At 42.3% G+C, this 5939-nt stretch carries 4 protein-coding genes; 2 read left to right on the plus strand and 2 right to left on the minus strand.

Annotated features, from left to right (window positions below):
* On the plus strand, positions 1–1084 hold a 1084-nt coding region (locus AC1DPZ_RS20485; RefSeq protein WP_477406877.1), incomplete at its 5' end, for an LTA synthase family protein.
* Here the strand turns inward: AC1DPZ_RS20485 and AC1DPZ_RS20490 are convergent.
* On the minus strand, positions 1062–1865 hold the full coding sequence (locus AC1DPZ_RS20490) for a carbon-nitrogen hydrolase family protein (RefSeq protein WP_477406879.1): 804 nt from the start codon (positions 1863–1865) through the stop codon (positions 1062–1064). The genes AC1DPZ_RS20485 and AC1DPZ_RS20490 overlap by 23 nt on opposite strands.
* Positions 1866–1875: 10 nt before the next feature.
* A complete protein-coding gene (locus AC1DPZ_RS20495; RefSeq protein WP_477406881.1) occupies positions 1876–2943 on the minus strand; it encodes an AI-2E family transporter in 1068 nt (355 codons plus the stop codon).
* Positions 2944–3425: 482 nt separating this feature from the next.
* Here AC1DPZ_RS20495 and AC1DPZ_RS20500 point away from each other — a divergent pair, with 482 nt between their 5' ends.
* Positions 3426–5924, plus strand: coding sequence for a M1 family aminopeptidase (locus AC1DPZ_RS20500; protein ID WP_477406883.1), 2499 nt, complete (start codon positions 3426–3428; stop codon positions 5922–5924).
* The last annotated feature ends 15 nt before the right edge of the window (positions 5925–5939 follow it).

Consider the following 5939-nt stretch of genomic DNA (forward strand, 5'->3'; position numbering starts at 1 on the left):
CCTTACCACCAACCGGCCTAATATTGTGATCTTTCAGCTGGAAAGCTTTACAGCCGACCTGATAGCATCGCTGGGAGGAGAAAAAGGCGATGCACCAAACTTTGAAGATTTTATAAAACAGGGCGTTTTATTTGATAATGTTTATGCAGCCAGCGACCGTACTGATAAAGGGATCATCGCTATTTTAAGCGCGTTCCCATCACAGGCTACCAGAACCATCGTGATAGATAACGAGAAACAGGAGCGCCTGCCAACCCTGAGCAATATTTTTGCAGATCAGGGCTATAATACCTCCTACTTTTATGGCGGCGAAAGCGAGTTCATGAATTTTAAAGCCTATTTATTAAGCCATAAAATTGCCCACCTTATTGATAAAAAAAACTTTGAGGCTAAAGAAATGAATTCAAAATGGGGCGCCCACGATGATATTTTGCTAAAGAAGAATATCAACTACCTCAACAGGCAGCGGGAACCATTTTTTAGCTACGTACAAACCTTAAGCAATCACGAGCCCTTTGAGTTGCCGGTTGCACCGCATTTCCCGGGTGATGACCTGGGCAATAAGTTCAGGAGTACAGCTTACTATACAGATGCCAGCCTGAAACAGTATTTTGATGAGGCAAAAAAACACAGCTGGTTCAAAAACACCCTATTTGTTTTAGTGGCCGATCATGGGCACAGATTACCGCTCAATGCCTCCGAACCCTATCAACCCAAAAAATATCATATCCCCTTATTGTTTTTTGGCGATGCCATAAAACCCGAATACAGGGGCATGAAAATAAATAAGTTAGGCAATCAAACAGATATAGCCGCCACCCTGCTGGCACAACTAAACCTGCCCCACCAGCAATTTAAGTGGTCGAAAAACCTGTTGAATCCGTATTCACAGAATTTCGCGTTTTTTGACTGGGATAATGGCCTGGGCTTTATGCTACCCAAACAAGCGGTTACCTTTGATAATGCCGGCTCAAGGATAAGTTTTATCCAAAACAAAAATATCCCGCAAAGCTATACGGATAAAACCCTGCTTTACGGCCAAGCTTTTATGCAGCAGGTGTTTACAGAATACCTGGCGTACTAACTAATTCCGGCTTAAATCTTTTTGCCAGTAAACCGGTTGCCTTGTCAATATCAATTTCGGCTACTAATACGCCTGCTTTTCCGTATGGCTGATAGGCAATACAATGCCCGTCGGGAGCTATCAAAGATGTGGCTGACTCGGGATACCTGGTAGCATAGTTGGAGCTTGCAAAATAAATGGTATTTTCCATGGCCCGCATCATCATAGCCTTTTCGTAGTAAGGATTGTTTTTACTTCCCCATTCTACAAGCTGCACGCCCTGGGTATCGCTTCCAGAAAAATGCGGATGAAAAACTATTTTGGCGCCACGCATAGCCGCCCATCGTACCAATTCGGGGTACCTGAAGCCTTCATGGCAAATGGTAATGCCAAATTTTACACCATTCACCTCAAAAATATTGCGCTCCGTTCCGGGGATCCATATATTATCTTCTGTTGGGTCCAGCTGGTTTTTTGTCTGGTATCCCAATATCGCGCCGGTGTTTGATACAACGTAGGCCAAATTAAAAAGCTCATCCCCCAGGTACCAATCCATAGGTATAATAATCGCTATGGCATGTTCAGCGGCTATTTCGCAAACTTTTTTCAGGGCCTCCTGCAACTTTTCGGGCGAGCGCTCTTCTACTTCAAATTCCTTTGCGGGGTACCCAGGAATGTATGACTCCGGAAAACAGATAATTTCTGCTTGTTCCAGTGCAGCTTCCCCTGCAAGTTTTTCTACCCAGGATAAGCCATCATTTATTGATTTGGGAAATGGCGGCGAGGCTAATGCTATCTTCATATGTTGATTTCTAAATTTTCATAGGGCTTTTAACAGGTCTTTCGTCACCCAGCAACAAACCCCATTGTTTATAATTTTTTGAACGGTCGAACACTATTTTTAAAACCGAGAGCAGCGGCATCGCCAGGAACATACCCGAAACGCCAGTCATGGTACCTGCAATTATAATACCTACAATGGAAGTAAGCGGGTTGATTTTTACCTGCGAGCCTACAATTCGTGGCATCAGTATATTATTATCAAGCAACTGCACAAAGGAGATAGCCCCCAGCACAATCAGGATATCAACAATATTCTCTGACGATGCCAGCGTTATCAGCACACCCAAAATATTGCCTATTAATGCCCCCAGGTAGGGTATAAGGTTCAGGAATGCAAAGATGATGCCTATAAGCAGGGCGTTTTGAATCCCAAAAATCATTAACGACCCACCCAGCAGGATAACAATATAGGTTATTTGTATCAGCAATCCTATCAGGTAGCTTTTCACCATCTTTTCTGTCTGCCGTATACCTTCTTCTACATTTTGATATTCATCCGGCTTAAACCACATTAAAATAAATTTAACAAACAGGTTCCGGTATAATATGATGAGGTAAATATAAATAGGCAATAACCCTATAAATATAACTACGCCCGATAAAGACCCTGCCGCTCCACTCAAAATGCCCACTAAGGAGCTGAATAGTTTTTTGCTTTGCGCGTTAATGAATTTCAATTGCTCTGCCGGAGAATATCCAAATGAATTGCTGATCCAGGTACTTAAATTATCAAGGTGCTTGGTTACAGTTCGCTGTATTTGCGGAAAATCATCCAAAAGAGAACCTACCTGGCTGGTAAACAACCAGATGAGCAATGCCACTACAACGGTTAATAAAATTATCGGCAACAGAATAGCAAGGCCTTCCGGCACTTTTAGCTTCCTGAAAAATCTGAATACCGGCAATAACACCAGGCTAAAGAAAAATGCCATCAACAAGGGCATAATTATCGTATTCCCAATAACAATAATAGCCCCTATTAAAAAGATGCCAAGTAATTCAATAGAACGTTTAACGGTTACAGGCATATCTTTCATAATAGCGTTGTTTTAAGCTCGTCTTCTTAAATGCGTTTATTTATAATTTTTGTAAATAAATATCGAGCTAATTATTTGATTATCCTTTTTTTTAAACCGATGTACTGGCGTTTGTGGTGTTCCGCGTTTTAGTATAACCTTGCAGCTTATTTTCAAAAATCCGTATAAACTATTAACTATCAATATATTAAATGAATTTATCTACGACAAGCTTTGTCGTACACAGCCTGTTGCGGAACACTACCGCCCTTGATAATCAACAAGTTACATTTTATTTAAAAGTGGCAAAAATGGCAGCGGTACATTTGGGCATTACCGCCTGGCGAAAGATGCATTCAACCATAGCAAATAATAATTTACATCGGGGGTAACATAAATTGTTTAGGAGCGTCTTACATACTTTAAGGAATAAAAACTTTTTGGCCCCGGTGGATGTATAATTGTTAAATTCCATCCCAACCGGCCTTACTATCAACTAATATATGACTGATCTGAAACCAATTTCAACATTGCTGCTATCCTGTATGCTTACAGCAGCTTTCACCTCATCACAAGCGCAGCAAGCAACCCAACCCGAAGACCCGGCACTAAAAATTTACCGCGAAACACCCAAAAAAGTTAACGATCTGGTGCACACCAAACTTGATGTACGTTTCGACTATAAAAAACGCTATATGTATGGTAAAGAATGGGTTACTTTAAAACCTCATTTTTACCCTACCGACAGTCTTAGGCTTGATGCCAAAGGTATGGACCTGAAAAATATCTCGGTAGTAAAAAACGGTAAAAACATCCCGCTTAAATTCACCTATGAGGATAGCCTGAGTGTAGCCATTAAACTGGATAAGGTTTATCGTAACAATGAAAGCTATACCATTTATATAGATTACACATCAAAACCAAACGAACTTAAAGCAAAAGGCAGCGCTGCCATAAATGATGCCAGGGGCCTGTATTTTATAAACCCTGATGGTACCGAAAAGGATAAGCCAACCCAGATATGGACACAAGGTGAAACCGAAAGCTCATCGGCCTGGTTCCCTACCATTGATAAACCCGGCCAGAAAACTACCGAAGAGATCAGCATGACCATACCTGCCAAATACGTCACCCTATCAAACGGCAGGCTGGCAACGCAAAAGAAAAATGCTGATGGCACCCGTACCGATACCTGGAAAATGGAGCTGCCCCACTCGCCATACCTGTTTATGATGGCAGTTGGTGATTTTAAGATCTATAAAGATAAATGGCGCAATAAAGAAGTGAGTTATTACCTGGAACCAAAATACGCCCCATACGCAAAAGAAATTTTTGGCTTTACGCCCGAAGCCATTGAATTTTATTCCAAAACCTTAGGGGTGGATTATCCATGGAACAAGTATTCGCAAATTGTAGTGCGCGATTATGTGAGCGGCGCTATGGAAAACACCACGGCTACGCTGCATGGTGCTTATGTACAGGGTACAGCACGCGAGCTGTTGGATGCTTATTACAACGATGGCCGCAGCACTATAGTGCATGAGCTTTTTCACCAGTGGTTTGGCGATTATGTTACTGCCGAAAGCTGGAGCAATCTTACCGTGAACGAATCTTTCGCCAACTTTAGCGAAACCATTTGGGCCGAGCATAAATACGGTAAAGATGTGGCCGATGAGCATAACTATATTGATATGCAAACCTATTTAAGATCGCCCGATGGCCGCACAAAAAACCTGGTACGTTTTCATTATGCCGATAAGGAAGATGTTTTTGATGCAGTTACCTACCAAAAAGGCGGCCGGATTTTAAACATGCTGCGCAACTATCTTGGTGATGCCGCTTTCTTTAAAGGGTTAAATATATACCTTACAACCAACGCCTTTAAAAATGGCGAAGCCCAGCAATTACGTTTAGCCTTTGAACAGGCCAGCGGACTCGACCTTAACTGGTATTTTAACCAATGGTATTATGGCGCCGGTCACCCAACTCTTGATATCAGCTACAAATGGGATGATGCCGCCAAAACCCAAACGGTTTACCTGCAGCAAAGCCAGGACGGACAGATCTTTAAACTGCCAATGGCCATTGATATATACACAGGGGGCAAAAAAACACGCCACAAAGTATGGATGAACGATCAGAACGACACCCTTACCTTTAAGCTGGCATCAAAACCCGACCTGGTGAATGTTGATGGCGATAAAATACTATTGACCAAAAAAACCGACCACAAATCCCTGGAAGAATTTGCTTTCCAATACTTTAATGCACCGCTTTATTTAGACAGGCTGGAGGCCATAAATGCTGCCGCCAATAAACAAGGAGAAAAGGATGCACAGAAAATTCTGATTGCAGCCTTAAAGGATAAATATTATGGCTTGCGTAACAAAGCCATCAGAACAGTAAAACTTGATAATGATGCAATGCGCAATGCTGCCTTACCTATACTGGTATCATTGGCCCAAACCGATGATAACACTTTAGTGCGTGCTGCGGCTATTACCGCCTTAGGTAGTTTAAAGGCTCCCGGCAATATGAATATATTTAAACAGGCGCTAAGCAGTCAATCCTACGCCATACAGGGCGCGGCATTAAATGCTATTGGCTTGTTAGATGCTGTGCAGGCCATGACTTTGGCTAAAGGGTTTGAAAAAGACAATAAAGGCGATCTTACAGTTGCTATCATGAATATTTACAGCACCAGCGGAAACGATACACATTGGCCTTTTGTATTGAAACAGTTTGAAGATGCCACCCCGCAGGGGAAATTTAATACCGTAAGAAAATTTGGAGCCATGGCCGCCCGCGTGGATAAACCGGAGCACGCCCGGGAAGGTATTAACGAACTTAAAGACCTTGGCATAAAATACAAATCCATCGGTGCCGGCGACCTAACCATAAAGCTGATTACCGATATTAAAGCACACAGCGAAAAACTGCAGGATGATGGCTCCATAAAAGCTGCTGATGAGGCGATAAAGCTGATAACGGACGCTAAATAGATTGATGAATAAAAC

Source organism: Mucilaginibacter sp. P4_G9, from assembly GCF_056400985.1.

Coding starts and splice junctions, on each gene's coding strand:
- AC1DPZ_RS20495 (WP_477406881.1), bottom strand. CDS start 2,943: ATGAAAGATATGCCTGTAACCGTTAAACGTTCTATTGAATTACTTGGC.
- AC1DPZ_RS20490 (WP_477406879.1), bottom strand. CDS start 1,865: ATGAAGATAGCATTAGCCTCGCCGCCATTTCCCAAATCAATAAATGAT.
- AC1DPZ_RS20500 (WP_477406883.1), top strand. CDS start 3,426: ATGACTGATCTGAAACCAATTTCAACATTGCTGCTATCCTGTATGCTT.